We start from the raw sequence: 17,717 nt of genomic DNA, 5'->3' as shown, positions 1-17,717 counted from the left end.
TATTGAAAGAACACATAGCAGTAGATGCTTATTAAAATAACTAAAATGAAAACCGACGTATTAATTATAGGCTCTGGGCCAATAGGTGCCACTTATGCCAGAATTATAGCTGAGCATAAACCTGCTACTAAAATCGTAATGATAGATTTAGGCCCGAAAATTTCGGATAAAATAGGGCAGCACGTAAAAAATATTACTGACCTAAAAACTGCTGAAACAGCTCAAATCTTATCGCAAGGCAATAAAAAAGAGCCATATCCAATGATTTCGGTGGCCGAGCGTGCAGCGGCAGTTCAACGTGGCGACCTACGTCCTGAATTTTTGGCACGTGCCGGCACGCATTTAGTGATTGATGAAATAGCAGATTTGCAAAAAAATGAAATGCCCGCTCTTTCACTTTCGAGTAACCTCGGAGGAATGGGAGTTCATTGGACTTGTGCCTGCCCAAGACCCGGAAATGACGAAAGAATCCCTTTTATTCCAGCTTCAGAAATGGACGATGCTCTTACAAAAGCCGAAGAAATTTTAAGCGTGAGACAAGATGCGTTTCCGAAGAACGAAGTAGGTCAAACCATCTTAAATGTGCTCAATCAAACCCTCGGTACGGCACATTCTACTAAGCGAGAAGCCCAAGCAATGCCTTTGGCTTGTGGGAAAGATGCCGACGGAAATCGCTATTGGACAGCCACCGATACGATTTTAAAAGATACTTTGGAAAATACAAATTTTGAAATTCGTTCAGAGACTATTTGCCGAAAACTGATTCATTCTGAAGGTAAAATTACTGGTGCTGAAATTGAAGATTTGACCTCAGGAATTAAAGAAATGATTGAAGCCAAAATAGTTATTGTGGCTGCCGATGCAATCCGAACGCCTCAATTATTATGGGCCTCGGGTATTCGTCCAAAAGCCTTAGGACATTATCTCAACGAGCATCCATTTATTTTTACATTCGTAGAACTCAATATTCCAAATGCTCAAAGTACTACGTCAAAATCTCATGACCCTCTGACAGGAGTATTTTGGGTACCTTTTGATGCACCAAACCATCCATTTCATGGACAAATTATGCACATGGATTTGTCTCCCATGAAAACAACAGTTTCTGATATATCAAAACACATTGTCGGATTAGGCTGGGGCTGTTTGAAAGAAGTAAATTTTGATGACCAAATCGTTTTTTCAGAAATAGAAAAAGACTACCTTGGAATGCCAAAAATGACTTTCAAGTATAAATATTCTGAAAATGATTTAGCATCTATAGAAGCGGCCAAACAATTTCAAGCTAAAGTCATTGCATCTTTCGGAAAAGAAATCGAAAATGGGCAACAAACTTTAATGCCTGCCGGTTCGTCGCTGCATTACGAAGGCACAACCCGAATGGGAGTTGAAAACAATAGCGAATCGGTATGTGATACATTTGGCCAAGTTTGGAACTTTGAAAACTTATTTGTTGGTGGAAATGGTGTAATTCCAATGGCAACAACCTCAAATCCAACACTTACGAGTGTGGCTTTGGCGGTGCGTTCGGCAGAAAAAATTGTAGAAAAACTATGAAAAAGAGCATTGGTGGTGAGGCTATTCCGATAATTGATACAACTCAATTGGAGTCAGAATTATTATTTCAGGCTGGTATTCCTGTTTCGTCGCTTACCGCCAACGCTCATACATATTTTCATATTAATCGAGTGGAGGATTATTTCAGAATGATTGATTTTCCACTTCCTTCAGACCTACAACCTCGCCGTATGACGGTTTATAATTTCTTTTTTCTAACAAAAGGATTAAGTAGTCGAAGTAGTGGTTTAGATACCTATGAGTTTGGCGAGAATACTTTTTTTTTCGTACCAGCTCATCAGATTACAACTCATAAATTTATTCGTAAAGATGTTGAAGGCTTCTATTGTCATTTCGATATCGAATTATTGACCGATAAAACCAACCTAAGGAATCTACTAAACGAATTTCCATTTTTAGAATTTAACAGCTTCCCGTTAGTAAAAATTGATACACTAACAAAAGGCTACGTGCTACCTCTGCTCGAACGATTATTGATTGAATACAAATCTGATAAAAAAAACAGTTTTGATATTTTTAGGTCTTATCTAATAGCACTTTTTTCGGAATTAAAACCATTTGTCGAAACTTCAACTCCTGTTTCGGCAAATGCTGCTTCCTTGATTACTGAACAATTCAAAAAAGCACTTTCAAAATACATTTACGAAAAAAATAAGATTACCGACTACGCTGAGCTGCTCTCGATATCGCCCAATCACCTCAATAAATGTGTAAAAAACACATTGGGTAAATCAGCCCACGATTTACTCAACGAGATGCTGTTGCTCGAAGCCAAAGTTTTGTTGAAGCAAACCAATCTAAACGTTACCGAAATTGCCTATAAAATTGGTAAAAACGAAGTAACCGATTTTGCTCGCTTTTTTAAGACTCAGACAGGCATGCGACCGAGCGAGTATAGATCAAATAATTAAAGGTTACTCCTTCAGCATAAAGACCTATAATAGTTCTAAGATTCAGAATGATTCTGATTATTATTCTTCAACCTCCACAATCACCCGCTCATAGCGAGTCAAAGCAGGGCTTCCATTATCTGTTACAGCTAAAAGGATGTGCATGGTACCTAAGCGGATACTCTTGGGTACAGTAAACCAAGCCTTTTGTTTGTCGGCATCTTCAATTTTTAAGGGATTCCCTGTTCGGGCGGTTCCAATGGTGAAAGTTCCCACCTCTGGATAGTAAAACCATTTGTATGTAAGTTCATTTCCATCTGGGTCGGTCGAGCCTTCGGCACTTAGGTGGATTTTATCGCCAACTTTAGCTTTAATGTATTTTTCACTACTGACTTTCACTACTGGTGGGTGATTGGCCTCTTTGTAAGGCTTAATGCTCCAATCCATTCTTGCCACAAAATCATTCTGAAAGGCTTCTCTCCAACGCCAAATAGTGGCTTTATTGCTGGTGTGCCAACTGCTATCTGCTCCGAAAACTTCATCTTCGGCATTTGTCCATAAAGGACGGGTTTCGGGTTCTAAAAACCACTTTTCGGTACGGGGTTGATAAAATTCGTATCTACCTCCCCAACTTCCCCAATTTGGATTTTCAGAATTTCCTAAACCATTATTTATCAAATACAAAAAACTTGGAGTATCGCCCTCCATCAAAAACTTGGCAAAAGGATATTGCTGCCCCAAAGGACCTTTACTACGAATGTGAAGGTCGAGCCAAGGATTATCAACGATTTTGAAATTTCCACCTGCAAAACGCCCATGGAATTTATCGCCACTGATACCCGACCAAATGGCGTGATGATAGCCACCCAAAGCATGAAAACCTGGACTGGCAATATAAAATAATTTTGGAAAGGTCTTTCTAATCCACGGACCACTATCATCTTGGTCTGAAATGGTGTAAACCCGCAGCTTAGCCACAAATTTTTCGACTTCTTTGGCATTTCGCGTATTTTTTACTTTCCAAAGTGCCTGTGCAAGGCAATTTGGGCCGCCCCAAACCAATACCCAAACAGGACGTGTATCGGATTTGTCAACTGATTTTATTATCAATTCAGAACCATCCGAATCCATACCTTTACCAACCGCTTGCATACCATAATCTGGTCGGCCATCTTTTATAAGCGAAAGAAGTTTTTCGGCACTCGGATAGCCTGATTCGTGGAGCGAAAGATTGGGCTGAACTTTTCCGTAGGCTTCTACAATTTCTTTGAGTCGCCATGCAGCTACTTTGTCCTTTTGGTGAACAGAAGTCGTAGCAACTAAGCCTTCCACATCAAACTGATTGGAATAAGTAAGAAAACGCACCGTTGACATGGCATCATCGGGTTCGTTTTCGATATCGGTCAATACAATTACTCTTGGCTTAGTATTTTGGGCGTAGAGTTTAGTACAAAAAAGTAGGATAATAATTAGTTTAAGGATTTTCATTGATAATAATATTTAATATTTAAGGTTGAATTTAAAGGGCTATTTTAGCCATTCCCAGCGTTTTGCCCAATCGTTAAGGTAGGCTTTTCGGTGTTTAGAAAGTGTTTTTGCTCCTTGTTGCCCATCCAAAAAGTACTCAGGATTTGGTAAGTCACCGTACCAATTTTTTCCTAATTTGTAATCATCTTTATTTGGCTTACCAGGCCATGGAGCAATACTGGTGTATTCTCCTTTTTGTCCGTTCAATTCCTTGATTTTACTGTGAATAATATATGAACTGACCTCTGGTTTTTTGGAAGAATATCGAACTCCATAAACACCGTTTCCAAGATAATAACCTGGCCATTCTTGCTTTTGGATTTCCAACGTAAAACAAGAGGAATCGGCTGGAATTGTAATACTTGGACCGTTAAACCGCCATTCTACTACTCCATAAGCAGGGAAACTATCTGCTTTGGTGGTATTTCTATCAAAAACATGCCTTGAACTGTAATTAATCGGTTTATATTTTCCGCCCCAATTTTCCCCCTTTGGGTCGTTTGGATTTCCATTCATCAAATAAGCCAACGAGGGTGTGTCACCCATTTTGATATGCCCATTGTAATAGTTAATAAAATCTGCTCCCATTATACCCCGACCTTTGAAGAAATTATTATAATAAGCAGCATCGTGCATGTTCGCGGGAGCGTTTTCATCTTCCATAAACCACCCCCGATAGGTGGCATTGGACTCTATCATCCAGAGGTTTGGGTGATGTTCTACAATGTATGAATAGGCATTGATACTCCATTTTTTATTTGGTCCACCAATCCAAAATACCCTAATCTTACTTTCAATTTCAGGGGAATCATACAGAGCTTGAGCTAAATCTTCCAAACCTCCCCAAACCAATACCCAAAGTGGCTGGTTTGATTTCTTTTTGGCACATTTAACTATCCAATCTGAGCCTTCAGATGATTTTCTGATTCCCGAATATGGTGCTGATTCTGTTTCTCCTTGTTTACATACTGCCCTTAGTGCATCGGGTGTGGCTAACTTTGAATTATACTTTTTAAGCTTTGGGAAATCCTTTTCGAACAAGTCAATCATTTCCAAAAGGTCTTTTTTTCGTCCTTTTCCGAATGGAGAAGAAACTAAACCTTCTATCTGGAACAAGTCAGAATACATCATTAAGTGAATCATTGACTGATTATCGTCGGGGTCGGTTCCGCCAATGTCGGTGCTGATGACAATTCTTGGTTTAGGCGTTTTTTTGGCAAATAATAAGGGATGGAAAACAATAATTATCGTCCACGAGAACAAAGTGCTTTTAATAATATTTTTAATCATAAATTTCATTCTAATTTGCTCTACAAACTTTTTTGAGTAGCAGCCATTTACAAATATATCGAAGGTTATTTTAACATACTACTGCAAACTGAGTTTTGGATTTAAGGGCTTTTTGCAAAATCGTTCCTTCGACTTTTTTTCGTCAGAATATCTGATTTGTATTTTGTTTTAATATATTGAGACCCCATAAAGTTAAGCCCTTAAAAATAAAGAAATAGTCATATTGACGTATGGATATTTGTCTTAATCAATAAGTTAACTGTTCGTATTGACGGCAGTGAGACGTTTCACTTCGACATCATTTATATCAATAATTTTACGCTTATTAATTGTTTAAGGTTTATCAAAGATCACTACTTTTCTACGACAACCGACTTAATATCTATTTGATTGACAGTTTTAGTTGACCAATAAAGAAATGTATCAAGGCAAATAGCTGAATCGAAATAATTTTCATGAAAATACTTTTTTTTGCCACTATACCCAATCATCACTTTTGATTATATTGAACATTACTTTTACGTACAATACTGTGATTTAAGTTAAAACAATTAACTCAAATGTCTTATTATAAGGAATTATATTAAGAATTACCCTTTTTTTGGAATTCCACAGTTTTCCATTGTTAAGCATCAGCAACTTACCACGAGATACCCAATAAGTTTGGTCGAACGGATTTTGGAAAAATAGAAAGTTGATGGAATATGCCCAATGCGTGTTCTCGGTAATTATCTCATTACTATAGTAAGTTAATTGAAGCCTTTGTCGCCAATTCGAGACCTAAAGTTACTTTAATGACCGAACAGATCCCCAATCTTAACTCATTACATCTTTGAAAAATAACAGAATCAGTGACTTTGATAGAAAATTTCTTGGTTTTACCAATCATTTAAATAAATCTGCCAGCGATTCATAAAAATGCCCCTTCGCGAAGCAGAGGTATACTTAAGTAAAACAATATATACATCACTGAAATTAATTCTTGAATAGGCAAAAATGAATTGACTGACTATGTTCGCTTTTTATAAACCAAAATAGGCTTGCGGCCAAGTGAATATCGTGAATTGACTTAAATTATTGTAAATTCGAATATTACTATGCGTCTATTTGTTGGATATAATACAATATAGATTGATAATGAATATTATTGGATTAAAATCGATTAATTAATTTTTAGTGTATATGTTAGTTTTGTAATATTAAATAAAAGTATTTTACAAAAAAAGATATTGTATGGCAAAGAATCCTCATTTTCTTTCCCAAATGGCTCATGTTGAGGTATTGACTACTGATTTAAACAAATCGGTTGAATTCTTCAGGGATGTGGTTGGCATGGATGAAACCGGTCGCGAAGAATCATCAGTTTACCTCAGAGCTTGGGGAGATTATTTTCATCATACCCTCAAACTTACTCAAAGCGAAAAGTCTGGTCTTGGGCACATTGGATGGCGTGCGGACAGTCCCGAAGCTCTTGAGGAGTGTGTGGCTTATTTAGAAAAAATTGGTGCAGGTCGTGGCTGGATAGAAGGCGATCTAGGTCATGGAAGAGCCTATCGTTTTCAGTCTCCAGATGGTCATACACACGAAGTTTTTTGGGATGTAGTGTGGCTTCGAGAGCAAGGCGAAAGAGGTAGTGTTTACGCCGATCGTTACGCAAGTAACCGTATGAAAGGTGCCAACCCGCGTCGCTTTGATCATGTGACTTATATGGTTGCCAAAGGTAAATATGTCGCTGAGAAAGAATTCTGGAAAAATATGGGTTTTAAAAACCCAGACGAAATTAGAATTTCAGATGATATGCCACCTATCGGTGGATTACACACTATTGCAAATCTTTCACATGATATTGCTGTCTTTACAGATCCTAATATTGGAGAAAATGAAGGTGTTCTCAATCATATTTGTTGGAATGTTGACAGTCGCGAGGAGGTACTCTTAGCACTTGATTATTTTATAGAAAAAGGCTACAAGAGTGTAATGGGAGCTCCAACTAGACACAAAGCTGACGAAGGTTTCTTTATTTATATTATTGATCCAGGCAGTGGTATTTTATTTGAATATTACGCTTGTGCTAGGTTGGTTTTTGCTCCTGATCATTTGGATGTTCATTATCTAAAAGACAATCCAAACGATGCGTGGGGAAGTGCAAATCCATTTGCTGAGATGGGTAAAGGTAAAAAAATGGGTCTTTCAGAAGACGGCACTGTGAAGCCTGCGGATGTGTAAGCCCCCTTACCCCCAAAGGGGGGATTTAAACGGAGACTTTTATTCCAATTTGGCCGATTATTTTTAAATATTTAAACCAACTGACCCCAAGTTGAAACCCCCTTTGGGGGCATGGGGGCTAATATGTGGCATTTTTATCCCGGGCAGTACATGCCCTCATATCAAGTTAATAGAGCATTGAGTCAAGCCCATTATGGGGGTGGCGAATTTGCTGAAATTATAGAAGTTGCTCAAAAAATCGACCCAGAAAATCGAGAGAGTTTTAATGTTGCATGGCTCGAAAAAGGCAATCAGGTATTTGGTTGGGCGGAAGATTTTGAAAAGAATAATGCTCCTGTTTCAGCCAGAAGAACCTATTTGAGAGCATTTAACTATTTGCGTACGGCCGAGTTTTTCATGAATCTGAAGGATAGCAGGAAACTCGATACTTATACCAAAGCAAGAGAAGCTTTCATCAGAGCTATTAAATATTTCGATGAAAAACCGCTGCAAATCGAAGTTCCATTCGAGAATTCGTTCTTACCTGCTTATTTGTTTAAACCCGCTGGAGTTAAAAATCCACCGGTGATGGTGATGTTTGGTGGGCTGGATAGCCTGGCAGAAGAACTTTATTTTGGTATCGGAAATCACCTCAACGAAAGAGGAATTGCTCTTTTGGCTGTGGACGGGCCGGGTCAAGGAGCTGCTTTGCGTTTAAATCATATCCATTCACGTTATGATTATAATGTAGCCGGAACAGCTGTATATGAGTATGTTGTGGCAAATCTCAAGGATGAAGTGGATGCAACCTGCATTGGCATAGCAGGTGTATCTATGGGTGGATACATGGCTGCACGTTGTGCGGCATTTGAGCCGCGTTTTAAGGTTTGTATGGTTTATGGAGCCGTATGGTCTTATTACGCAGTGTGGGCTGGCCGAACAGAAAGGCATCCATTGGCCGAAATTGTGATGCACATCTTGGATGCCAACAGTTATGAGGAGGTTTTGGAAAAATTAAAAGGTTTTACCTTGGAGAATGGTGTGGCAGAAATGATTTCGATGCCTACCTTCATTATGCATGGCGGAGACGATAAACAAAACTTTGTAGAGCATGCCATTTCGCTTGAAAAACATTTGACTTGTGAACACAAAATGAAAATAGTACCTGCTGGCGAAAGTGGTTCACAACACTGTCAGGTAGACGATTTTATGCCTACTTTGGAAATGTATGATTGGATTGCAGAAAAAATAAAAACTTAACCCATTTAATTTTCAACCCTAATTAAAATGAGTAACGTAAAAAAAATCTTAATTGTCGGAGCAGGTATTGGTGGACAGTCGGCCGCTATTGGTTTAAAAAAGGCGGGTTTTGAGGTAGACATCATAGAACTGCACAAAGAATTCAACGTTTATGGAGTAGGAATAATCCAGCAAGCCAATGCTTTACGTGCTCTGGATGCCATTGGCGTGGCGGACGAGGCCATGCGAAGAGGGTCGCCTTATGGCAAAGTAAAGCTTTGCCTATCACATGGGGTACAAATAGGGGAGGCAGGAACACCACCAATAGGTCGTTTTCCTAGTCATAATGGTATTTCTCGGAAAATATTACATGAGGTTTTATATGAAGAGGCTCAGCGAGTAGGATTGAAATATCGTATGGGTGTATCAGTTGAAAGTATTGATAATCAGCCTGATGTAGTTAATGTAGCTTTTACAGATGGCACCTCTGGTAGTTACGATATTGTTATCGCGGCGGATGGTGTTAACTCAAAAGTTAGAAAACTGGTTTTTGGAGAATATAAAACCAGCTACGTGGGTCTTTCCGTTTGGCGATATGCTTTCAAACGTCCCGCAGATTTAGATACTGGCTATATTTTCTTTAATAAAAAACATAAACTCGGGGTGATTCCGATGACTGCCGAAGCGTGTTATATATTTCTGAATTCTGCTGAGGGAGATAATCCGCATATTCCTGAAGATCAGCTGGTTGAAAAATTGAAAGCTTATATGTCAGCCTATCCAATCCCTTTAGTTCAGGGATTAATTTCGCAAGTAACTGACGCAAAATTAGTGAATTATAGAATACTAGAAACTCTCAAAATGCCGGCTCCATGGTACAAAAACCGGGTTGTCGTTTTAGGTGATGCTGCTCATACTACCATTCCACAACTCGGTTCTGGTGCCGCTTTAGCAATCGAAGATGCGGTGGTTTTGATTGAGGAATTGCAAAAAGAAGGTTCGGTAGAAGAAACTTTCGACAGATATATGAAACGCCGCTACGACCGATGCAAAATGGTTGTTGATGTTTCTGAAACTTTGGGTGCATGGGAATTACTCGAATATAATGACCAACCACTTCCTGAAGGTGCAAATATGGGTATGCTCATGGGCAAAACTGGAATGGCCTTGACGGAGGAGATATAGTGGATTGGTTACTGGTAAACTGATTATTAGTAAGCTAGTTATTTGGAAAGGGAATTAAAGAGTTATCTCCCAGAACAGCAACTAATTCTCCAGTCAATCAGTAACTAATTTCCCAATAACAAATAACTAAATAATGAAACTCGTATCATTCTTAAATAAAGTCCAAGAAAGCCGCATTGGTTGGCTACAGGGCGAAAGTGTTGTAGATATGCGTTTGGCAAGTGAAAAATTGCCAACTGATATGCTCACATTTATAGACAATCATGAAGATTACTTTCAGATTATCAAATCATTGGGTGCTGTCGAGCCGCATTATACTTTGGATGAAGTAAAACTTTTAGCACCATTGCCTAATCCTCGTAGTATAAGAGATTATGTTGGCTTCGAAATGCACATGCTAAATGCTTCGAGGTCATTTGGGCATACGGTAGGGGAGGCTTGGTACCAAATGCCAATATTTTATTTTACAAACCACCACAATGTATTCGGGCCAAATGATGAAATCAAAAGACCAGCTGGCGAGGCAAAATTGGATATTGAGTTAGAAATGGCTTGCATAATTGGGAAAAAAGGCACAAATATTAAAATAGAGGAGGCAAAAGATTTTATCTTCGGTTATACCATTTTCAACGATTGGACGGCACGAGCAACACAGAGAGTAGAAATGACCGTACCTCTCGGACCGCACAAAGGCAAGGATTTCGCCAATGCTTTTGGACCATGCATCGTGACTGCCGACGAATTCGAACAATATGAGGTTCCTTTTTCTGAGAGTTATTTTGAGTCCCCGCTTAAAGTACCGATGGTGCCTGATGCTAGATTTGATGTAAAAATGACCTCTAGAATCAATGGCGTGACTGTTTGTGAAGGAAACTATAAAACGGTCCATCACTCGTTTGGTCAAATGCTCGAAAGAGCCTCTGAAAATGATGTGAATATTATGCCCGGAGATATATTAGGTTCGGGCACAGTAGGTTGGGGAAGTTTGATTGAGAATAATTTTTCGGTTCATAGGCCGCTAGAACCTGGTGATGTGGTGGAGTTAGAAATAGAAGGAATTGGTATTCTCAGGAATAAAGTGGTATAAAAAGTGCCTAAGCGGTATTACAAAAAAACCACCTTAAATTTAAGGTGGGATTTTCTTGCTAACCCTATTAACCACTATAAAAAAGTCAAGTATTTGAAATGTAATAAGTTATTTTAAATTTCTGAGCATCAGTATTTTTCAACCCTTTTTCGAAGACTCCTAAATGCTTCAATGATTTTTTCCAAAACAAAGACATGTTTTTTTCTGATTTTGGTCTGATGCTGAGCGTAACTAGTTCGTAAGTGCCAATTATCAAAAGCAATGCTAATAATATCAGTTGAATGTCCATGGCTTTGTTTATTGAAAAAATTATAAAATATTAAAACCTATCGTTGCCTGAGTCCATGCGTTTTTGTAACGTGGGTTTGTTGAGGTACCGTCGCCGTTGTTGTTCTGAATATCCCAACCAGCTCTAGCCCCAATAATTACCTTACCCACATTTACGTCAAGTCCGCCAATAAAGCCCAAAATATTTTTACGAATGTTATCATTCTTAAATTCATTTTGTTGTTCGACAGTAGTAAGTGGATTCTCAAAAACATCTTTTTGCTTTAACAAATAAGAATATTGAGGTCCAGCTTGTATCGTCAGGAACTTGGCAGGTTTGATGGATAGCAACAATGGCACGTCTAAATAGTCGGTGGTTCTGGTTAAGGAATATGTGCCTCCAAGAAATTGTCCTGTTTCTTTGTAACCTTTTTGAGAGTACAATATTTCAGGTTGAATGCCCAGGAATTTACCTATTGGAATCCCAAAAAATAATCCTCCTGCCAAGCCAAATTTACTTTCGGCTGTAAATTCCTCGCCCTGTGAGTCGTAGTTGTTGGAGTAATTACCACCAACCTTGATGCCTACTTTAACCTTACCACGGTCGTCAGACATGCTTTCTTGTGCAAAAGTTGTGAAACTTAGTAGCGTTATTATTGTTAAAAATATGTGTGCCTTTTTCATTGTATTGTTTTGATAATTGTAATTTCTTCTCGACTGATTTTTTACTGCTTAACATTTTTTACAGTCAAATCTTTGAATGCCTGTCCGAGTTCGTCCATATCTCGTGAAAATTCAACTTTGAATTTTTCCCAGTTTTCTTTACTGTCGGCTTTGTAGGTTTCCATCTTCATTTTCAGATCAGAATTTTTTGCCTCCAAATCCGCAATTTTCTTTTTGTAGTCCTCTCTTGCTTATTTCTTTTCCGTGCTTATTCTGGTATTGAATTCCGCGATACTTTTTTCGTTGGCCGCAATTTTGTCAGCTGTTTCGATTTTGTACTTGGCTACTTCAGCTTGGTAATCATCGGTGGCTTCTTCCAAGTCCTTACCTGCTTCTACGACATCTGTGGTGGCATCTTCTACTTTTTCTGTATCGGTTTTACAATTTGTAGCCGTAAAAAGTATGGCTATTGCCGCAAGTGTTAGATATGTTTTTCTCATTTTGTCTATTGTTTTTTAGTTTTTAATAATTATTATAATCCGCTGATAAGCGTTTGAATTTCCTCTTTTGTTTTGCCTAATTTTTGTTGAAGTCTGCCCATCAATTCGTCTTGTTTGCCGTCGGCGAGTAGCAGATCATCGTCTGTTAAGATGGCAAATTGTTGCTTTAGTTTGCCTTTTATTTCGTTCCAATTTCCTTTCAATTCAGTAAGATTTGCCATGATTTGTTATTAATGTTTTTTATCTTTTATTGTGAGTCAAAGGTCAGCTTTTTGATTTTCATAAGTCTTACAGAATGTTATTCAAAGTTTATGAAATTCACACATTTAGTTTTATTTAATTGAAATTCAATTATTTGTGAATTTCTTTTAGCTAAAAAATCAACTTCTCAGAAAAGAGAGATTGAGTTTGTTTTGAATTTTTTCAAATGGTATGATTACTTTTCTTCTTCTCCTTTGAAGACTTGGGTGGGCGTGAGTTTTTGGATCAATACCTCACCTATGGCCTGCAACCTTTCTGAGTTATTTGCCACAAATCTGCCAATAGCAAACTGCATAATGGAGCCAATTACTTTTTTGAACGGGTTGGAAGTAGTGCCAAACATTAATTTTTTTGAAATAAATCCAGTTGACATTCCTATTACATCACCCATCAGATTTGAGCTCAAACTCTCGCTTGTATTCTCAGAGCTAATAGCGTTTTTAATGATTTCGAAAGGACTTAAACTACTAAATATTGAGCGAATATCTTCTTTTATAAGTACAAGCTCCAGTTTTTGTTGTTCCTCTAATGCCTGGATTCTCAACTCTAAAATTTCCTTGGGGTTACTCATAAGTTTTCATCTTTAAGGATTTTTGTAAGTACCATTAAGTTGATTTGAAGTTGAAGATATTTGTAAATACTTGTTTTGATGAAAATAGCGGCAATAGCATAAAATGCCGCTAAAAGAAAGAATCCATAGTAGATTTTGCCGAGTATTTCACCCAACCATAGAGACAGACCTATATTCAAGAAAAGGAAAAACAAACCCAAAACCGTAACTATTATGGCTTTCATGGCCAAAAACGTGGCCAAATCCGCGGTTTTATTATACAATTTGAGTTTTATAAGTTCGGTTTGATTGCTAGTCAAATTCTCAATTCTCTTAAAAACCGTTTCTACAATTTCATAATTTGTGTCCATAGCTTTGTTCGTATTTAAAAAACACCCAGCCCCATCGTAAGGCTAGGTGCTTTGTTATTTCTCAGACATTTTCGTTTTTCTGATCCATTATTTTGTTTTTGCCGTTAGTCACCAATTGGTCCACTTCGTGCATGGCTTGGTTATACTTGTTTTTGCCTTTAGCTACCAAACTGTCTACTTCTTGCATGGCATTGCTGTATTTTTTGGTCAAATTAGTGGTCATATCCTCAAACTTTTCTTTCAGTCCTTCGGCATAGTCTTCGCTTTTGTCCATAATTTGTTTTCTGGTTCTAGAACCCTTATCCGGAGCAAATAAGATACCTGCAATAGCTCCAACGGCTGCACCAGCCAATACGCCTAATAATACTTTTCCTGATTTCATTTCATCGATTTTTAATTGTTTCCTATTCTTCATTTTATAATACTTATGCCTTGTATGATTCTCAAAATAACGGCTATCAGTGCGATCACCAGCAGGACATGTATAATACCTCCAGCACTGTAGGCAAAAAATCCTATTGCCCAAAAAATCACCAAAATCACGGCCACGATATACAGTAAGTTGCTCATTTTGTCTTTTTATTAAGGTTTCGAAATCCTAAATTTCTCTTTACAAAGGTCGGAATCATGAACTCTCTATGCATTACACAATATTCCCGAAAACTTATAAAATTCACACCTAGGCATCTCTGCCTTTGCTCATAAGTAAACCTCGACCTGCTGCGGCAATTCTACGGTTCGTATTTGATTGGGCTTTTTTACATTTTCCATGGTTAGTCTGGCCATTAAGTAACTCACGGTAGATTCCGCTCCTTGATTGATATTGATATAGGTGTCTTCAAGACCGTCATAACAACCTCCTGTGCAGGGATTGTAGACTATTTGATGCAAATGATTATTTCCCAAAAACCAGCTAAAGGCCGTTCGCATTTTCTCAGAATAGTTGTTTTCATGAAATACCTTCCTGAATTTATCCAATGCCAAGATGGTGTAGGTAATGTCTATAGCCTGTTCACCGCCTTGTGTAATGCGGTTATCTTCTTCGCCGCGGTGAAGCCAACCATTGTTTGAGATCACGCTAATACCTTCTCCAATGAATATTTTAGAAAGTAAAAAATCAAAGCTAGACTTGGCGATTTCTTTATAAATGGGCTCACTTGTAGCCAAATAGGCACATAACAAAGCCTCGGGTAAAATACTGTTTCCGTAGGTCAGGTAGCTTTCGTACCAGTCCCAGTTTTTTTCAGACTCATGCAGGTACATCTGTACCAATCTATTGGACATTTGCGACAGCAAAATAATATCCCTTAGGTCTTTGTTGACCGTGTTTCTGTAGTATAAGCCTTTGATAATAAAAGCCATAGCTCTGGAAGAGTGAATATCGATTATATTGGTTAAGGCAAAGTCAAGGGCTGTGTGGGCTTGTTTTACCAACTCCTCTGGAAGCGAATCACCTACAGAAATTAAATAACCCAAAGCCCAAATGGCCCTACCGTTGGAGTCCTCAAGATTGGTTTCGTAGTTTTGCTGGGTAAATTGCTTGTTTTCGTCAACATAGTTTAAGAAACGAGTATTAGTCTGCAAGCAAAAAACTATGAAGTTTAGATATATTTTGATGTACGGCAGGTCTGCGGGGTCGTTGGTATTTTGAAAATGCATACAAGTAGCCACCAAAGCTCGGGCGTTGTCGTCCACCGTATAACCCGAGTTTATGTCGGGCTCGTGTATGATAGAAAATTGAATGATGCCAAAATTCGTGGTCATTTTTTTGAGATAATTCAAATTTGCCTCTGGCATTTTGTATTCTAAAACTATCTTTTTCGAAGCTACCTTTTGAAACAACAAGGCATGTGCTATGGCTGCGTTTTCCCATGCTGTGGGAGCCATGCTGTGCAGACCAATCGAACTTATGTTTTTTCTTAACGAATTGCTTTTTAGTAATTTGTTGATTTCCAGAGATAATTTTTTGGAGTCACCAAAATCAAAAATAACTCCAGCATCGTGTTTCAAAACTTCTACCGCGTGCGGTATGGGAGTAGAAACAATAGGACAACCACAGCTGATGGCATACGAAAAAGTTCCACTAACCGCTTGGTTGGGGTCTTTGGATGTAAATACATAAATGTCAGTCAGTTGTAAATATTCAAGCAGGTCGTGCAGGGGTAAAAAATAGTTGACAAATCTTACATTGTTTGTCAAACCCAAAAACTCTACCTTTTCTTTGAGCATGTTTCGGTATTTTTCACCTTCTTGGTTAAACACCGTTGGATGTGTTTTGCCGATAATTAAAAACATGACATTTTTGTTTTTTTTGACTATTTCTGGCAAGGCATCTATGGTAGTTTCTATGTTTTTTCCAGAACTCAATAACCCAAAAGTTGAGAGTACTTTTTTGCCTTCGAGATCATACTTTAATTTGAGTAAATCTTTGTCCTGATGTTCAACTAAATGCGTTCCATGTGGTATAATGACAATTTTATCTTCTTCTATTCCATAGTCTTCTACCAATATTTTCATAGAAGATTTGGTCATCACGACTATTGACGTACTTTCGGCAGCTATTTTAACCACATTGAATTTCAGAGAGGCATTTGGGTTTGGCAAAACAGTATGAAAACCCAAAACGATGGGTTTGTTTATCGCTACCAAAAATTGCTGAAACTCGAATTCTCTTTTTACATAAAAGCCAAACTCATGCTGAATCATAACCATGGCTATGTTTTGGTCCTGATTTATTTCATTTGCAAGAACTGCAAAAGACCCAGGTTGATCGGTATTGAGTTTAAACTTTATTTTTTCTTGATAAGAGTGTTTTTCATTGTCCGACTCTAAAGCACAAATGCTGATATTGAAGGAGTTAACGAATTTGTTCTTCAAGGCAAGGATTAAGTCTTGCGAGTAGGTGGCTATGCCACACTCACGAGGCGGAAATGATGTTATGAAGAGGATTTCGGGTAATTTGGATGCATTTTCCAGATTATTGTGGCTCTTTAAAAATTTAATATTCAGCTCATTACCTCGGATATTATTATTGTAGTTATACGTTTTTTGATTTCTCATGATGTATTGTGTTTAGCTTAAGTTCTTTTAATAATGCGGAAATACTAACTGATGCATAGGCGATGCGTTCGTCAGCCGCACCGTAATAGATGTAAAGATTGTCGTCAAACAATGCCGTCCCAGTAGGAAAACATACGTTGTTCACTTCCCCATTGATTTCCCAAACACGGTTTGGCTCGAACAAAGGATAGGGGAGTCTGGCTATTTCGGTATTTGGATGTTCTAAATCTAACAAAGCGGCACAGGCCGAATAAACATAACCATTTATAGAGTCTTTGACACCGTGATAGATAAATAGCCAACCCTCAGAGGTTTCTATGGGCGGGCAGCCACCACCTATGTAACTTACCTCATGATCGTATTTGGGTGACATCAGAATGTTGTCCTCAAAGTTTAGGAAATATTTTTGCCAAAAATCTTTGGTGATGTCAGTTATGGATTCTACACTCACCAATATCTGAATATCGGGCTTGATACGGTGCAAAAAACAGAATTTACCATTTATTTTTCTCGGAAAAAAAATCAAATTTTTGTCCCACAGCAATACTTCTTTGTTTGTATTTGTTTGAAGGTGATTTTGATCATTAAACCTGCTGTATTTATCATTTAGGATATTTTTTTGGTCCGTCAAATCGTTGAACTCGTCGTAGGTTAGTTGCGGAACAATGATTCCTTTCTTTTCCCAATGGATTAAATCCGAGGAGGTAGCCAACGCTCCGAGGGCATTTATACCATCGTAGGCCGTGTAGCTCAGGTAATAGATTTCGTCTATTTTTACCACCCGTGGATCTTCCACACCACGTGATTCATACTCAAACTCTGGTACGATAATGGGTGTGTTGTTTCGTTTAAGAATAGTTGATGGTCCCTCCAGTTTGCAATAGCCGATAGTGGAAAAGTTGTTAAAGCTAACGGCTCTATAAAATATATGAACAATGTTTCCCTCCTGTACTACTCCAGGATTCAACACGCCACTATCTTCAAATTCAATGGGTGTTTTTTCAAAAAGTATCCCTTGTTTTATCACTTCAACCATCATGTTTT

At 38.1% G+C, this 17,717-nt stretch carries 18 protein-coding genes and 1 pseudogene; 6 read left to right on the top strand and 13 right to left on the bottom strand.

Annotated features, from left to right (window positions below):
- The first annotated feature begins 45 nt into the window (after nt 1–45).
- Both EGI31_RS21560 and EGI31_RS21555 read left to right on the top strand, forming a co-directional pair.
- Entirely contained in the window at nt 46–1,557 is a 1,512-nt protein-coding gene (locus EGI31_RS21560) for a GMC oxidoreductase (RefSeq protein WP_255039261.1), read from the top strand.
- On the top strand, nt 1,554–2,489 hold the full coding sequence (locus EGI31_RS21555) for a helix-turn-helix domain-containing protein (RefSeq protein ID WP_255039259.1): 936 nt from the start codon (nt 1,554–1,556) through the stop codon (nt 2,487–2,489). The genes EGI31_RS21560 and EGI31_RS21555 overlap by 4 nt, the downstream gene beginning before the upstream one ends.
- Nucleotides 2,490–2,549: 60 nt before the next feature.
- Here EGI31_RS21555 and EGI31_RS21550 read toward each other — a convergent pair whose 3' ends face one another.
- Nucleotides 2,550–3,956 carry a DUF1593 domain-containing protein gene (locus EGI31_RS21550; RefSeq protein WP_255039257.1) on the bottom strand — a complete coding sequence of 469 codons (1,407 nt, stop codon included), beginning with the start codon at nt 3,954–3,956 and terminating at the stop codon, nt 2,550–2,552.
- Nucleotides 3,957–3,995: 39 nt separating this feature from the next.
- Nucleotides 3,996–5,285, bottom strand: a complete 1,290-nt coding sequence (locus EGI31_RS21545; protein WP_255039256.1) for a nucleoside hydrolase-like domain-containing protein — start codon at nt 5,283–5,285, stop codon at nt 3,996–3,998.
- A 1,233-nt stretch (nt 5,286–6,518) separates the two neighbouring features.
- Here EGI31_RS21545 and EGI31_RS21540 point away from each other — a divergent pair.
- From EGI31_RS21540 to EGI31_RS21525, 4 genes are all read left to right on the top strand, one after another.
- Nucleotides 6,519–7,511, top strand: coding sequence for a VOC family protein (locus EGI31_RS21540; RefSeq protein ID WP_255039254.1), 993 nt, complete (start codon nt 6,519–6,521; stop codon nt 7,509–7,511).
- Between the two features lie 150 nt (nt 7,512–7,661).
- Complete coding sequence (locus tag EGI31_RS21535; protein ID WP_255039252.1) at nt 7,662–8,750, top strand: alpha/beta hydrolase family protein; 1,089 nt, start codon at nt 7,662–7,664, stop codon at nt 8,748–8,750.
- Nucleotides 8,751–8,777: 27 nt separating this feature from the next.
- Nucleotides 8,778–9,914, top strand: a complete 1,137-nt coding sequence (locus tag EGI31_RS21530) for an FAD-dependent monooxygenase (RefSeq protein ID WP_255039250.1) — start codon at nt 8,778–8,780, stop codon at nt 9,912–9,914.
- Between the two features lie 133 nt (nt 9,915–10,047).
- Nucleotides 10,048–11,001, top strand: coding sequence for a fumarylacetoacetate hydrolase family protein (locus tag EGI31_RS21525; protein WP_255039249.1), 954 nt, complete (start codon nt 10,048–10,050; stop codon nt 10,999–11,001).
- A gap of 85 nt (nt 11,002–11,086) precedes the next feature.
- Here EGI31_RS21525 and EGI31_RS21520 read toward each other — a convergent pair whose 3' ends face one another.
- The 11 genes and pseudogenes from EGI31_RS21520 to EGI31_RS21470 all read right to left on the bottom strand — a co-directional run bounded on the left by EGI31_RS21520 (nt 11,087) and on the right by EGI31_RS21470 (nt 17,712).
- The gene (locus tag EGI31_RS21520; protein WP_255039248.1) at nt 11,087–11,290 is read right to left on the bottom strand and encodes a hypothetical protein; all 204 of its coding nucleotides are present in this window, start codon (nt 11,288–11,290) and stop codon (nt 11,087–11,089) included.
- Between the two features lie 20 nt (nt 11,291–11,310).
- The gene (locus EGI31_RS21515; RefSeq protein ID WP_255039247.1) at nt 11,311–11,952 is read right to left on the bottom strand and encodes a porin family protein; all 642 of its coding nucleotides are present in this window, start codon (nt 11,950–11,952) and stop codon (nt 11,311–11,313) included.
- A gap of 41 nt (nt 11,953–11,993) precedes the next feature.
- A pseudogene (locus tag EGI31_RS21510) lies at nt 11,994–12,170 on the bottom strand (hypothetical protein); the annotation flags it as partial.
- A gap of 12 nt (nt 12,171–12,182) precedes the next feature.
- Nucleotides 12,183–12,431 (bottom strand): hypothetical protein, encoded by a 249-nt coding sequence (locus EGI31_RS21505; RefSeq protein ID WP_255039245.1) that lies wholly within the window; start codon nt 12,429–12,431, stop codon nt 12,183–12,185.
- Nucleotides 12,432–12,463: 32 nt separating this feature from the next.
- Nucleotides 12,464–12,652, bottom strand: coding sequence for a CsbD family protein (locus tag EGI31_RS21500; protein WP_255039243.1), 189 nt, complete (start codon nt 12,650–12,652; stop codon nt 12,464–12,466).
- Nucleotides 12,653–12,867: 215 nt separating this feature from the next.
- Complete coding sequence (locus tag EGI31_RS21495; RefSeq protein ID WP_255039242.1) at nt 12,868–13,263, bottom strand: hypothetical protein; 396 nt, start codon at nt 13,261–13,263, stop codon at nt 12,868–12,870.
- Nucleotides 13,260–13,613: a hypothetical protein gene (locus EGI31_RS21490; protein WP_255039240.1), complete on the bottom strand. Its 354-nt coding sequence runs from the start codon at nt 13,611–13,613 to the stop codon at nt 13,260–13,262. The genes EGI31_RS21495 and EGI31_RS21490 overlap by 4 nt, the downstream gene beginning before the upstream one ends.
- A 61-nt stretch (nt 13,614–13,674) precedes the next feature.
- Nucleotides 13,675–14,028: a YtxH domain-containing protein gene (locus EGI31_RS21485; RefSeq protein ID WP_255039239.1), complete on the bottom strand. Its 354-nt coding sequence runs from the start codon at nt 14,026–14,028 to the stop codon at nt 13,675–13,677.
- Nucleotides 14,025–14,183, bottom strand: coding sequence for a lmo0937 family membrane protein (locus tag EGI31_RS21480; RefSeq protein ID WP_255039238.1), 159 nt, complete (start codon nt 14,181–14,183; stop codon nt 14,025–14,027). The genes EGI31_RS21485 and EGI31_RS21480 overlap by 4 nt, the downstream gene beginning before the upstream one ends.
- 129 nt (nt 14,184–14,312) lie before the next feature.
- Entirely contained in the window at nt 14,313–16,673 is a 2,361-nt protein-coding gene (locus EGI31_RS21475; protein WP_255039236.1) for a glycosyltransferase, read from the bottom strand.
- The gene (locus tag EGI31_RS21470; RefSeq protein WP_255039235.1) at nt 16,651–17,712 is read right to left on the bottom strand and encodes a glycoside hydrolase family 130 protein; all 1,062 of its coding nucleotides are present in this window, start codon (nt 17,710–17,712) and stop codon (nt 16,651–16,653) included. Before EGI31_RS21470 ends, EGI31_RS21475 begins: the two co-directional genes overlap by 23 nt.
- Nucleotides 17,713–17,717: the final 5 nt, after the last annotated feature.

It is taken from the genome of Lacihabitans soyangensis (genome assembly GCF_024343775.1).
GTDB classification, from domain to species: Bacteria; Bacteroidota; Bacteroidia; order Cytophagales; family Spirosomataceae; genus Leadbetterella; species Leadbetterella soyangensis.
This window is presented reverse-complemented; position numbering and strand designations above follow the sequence as displayed.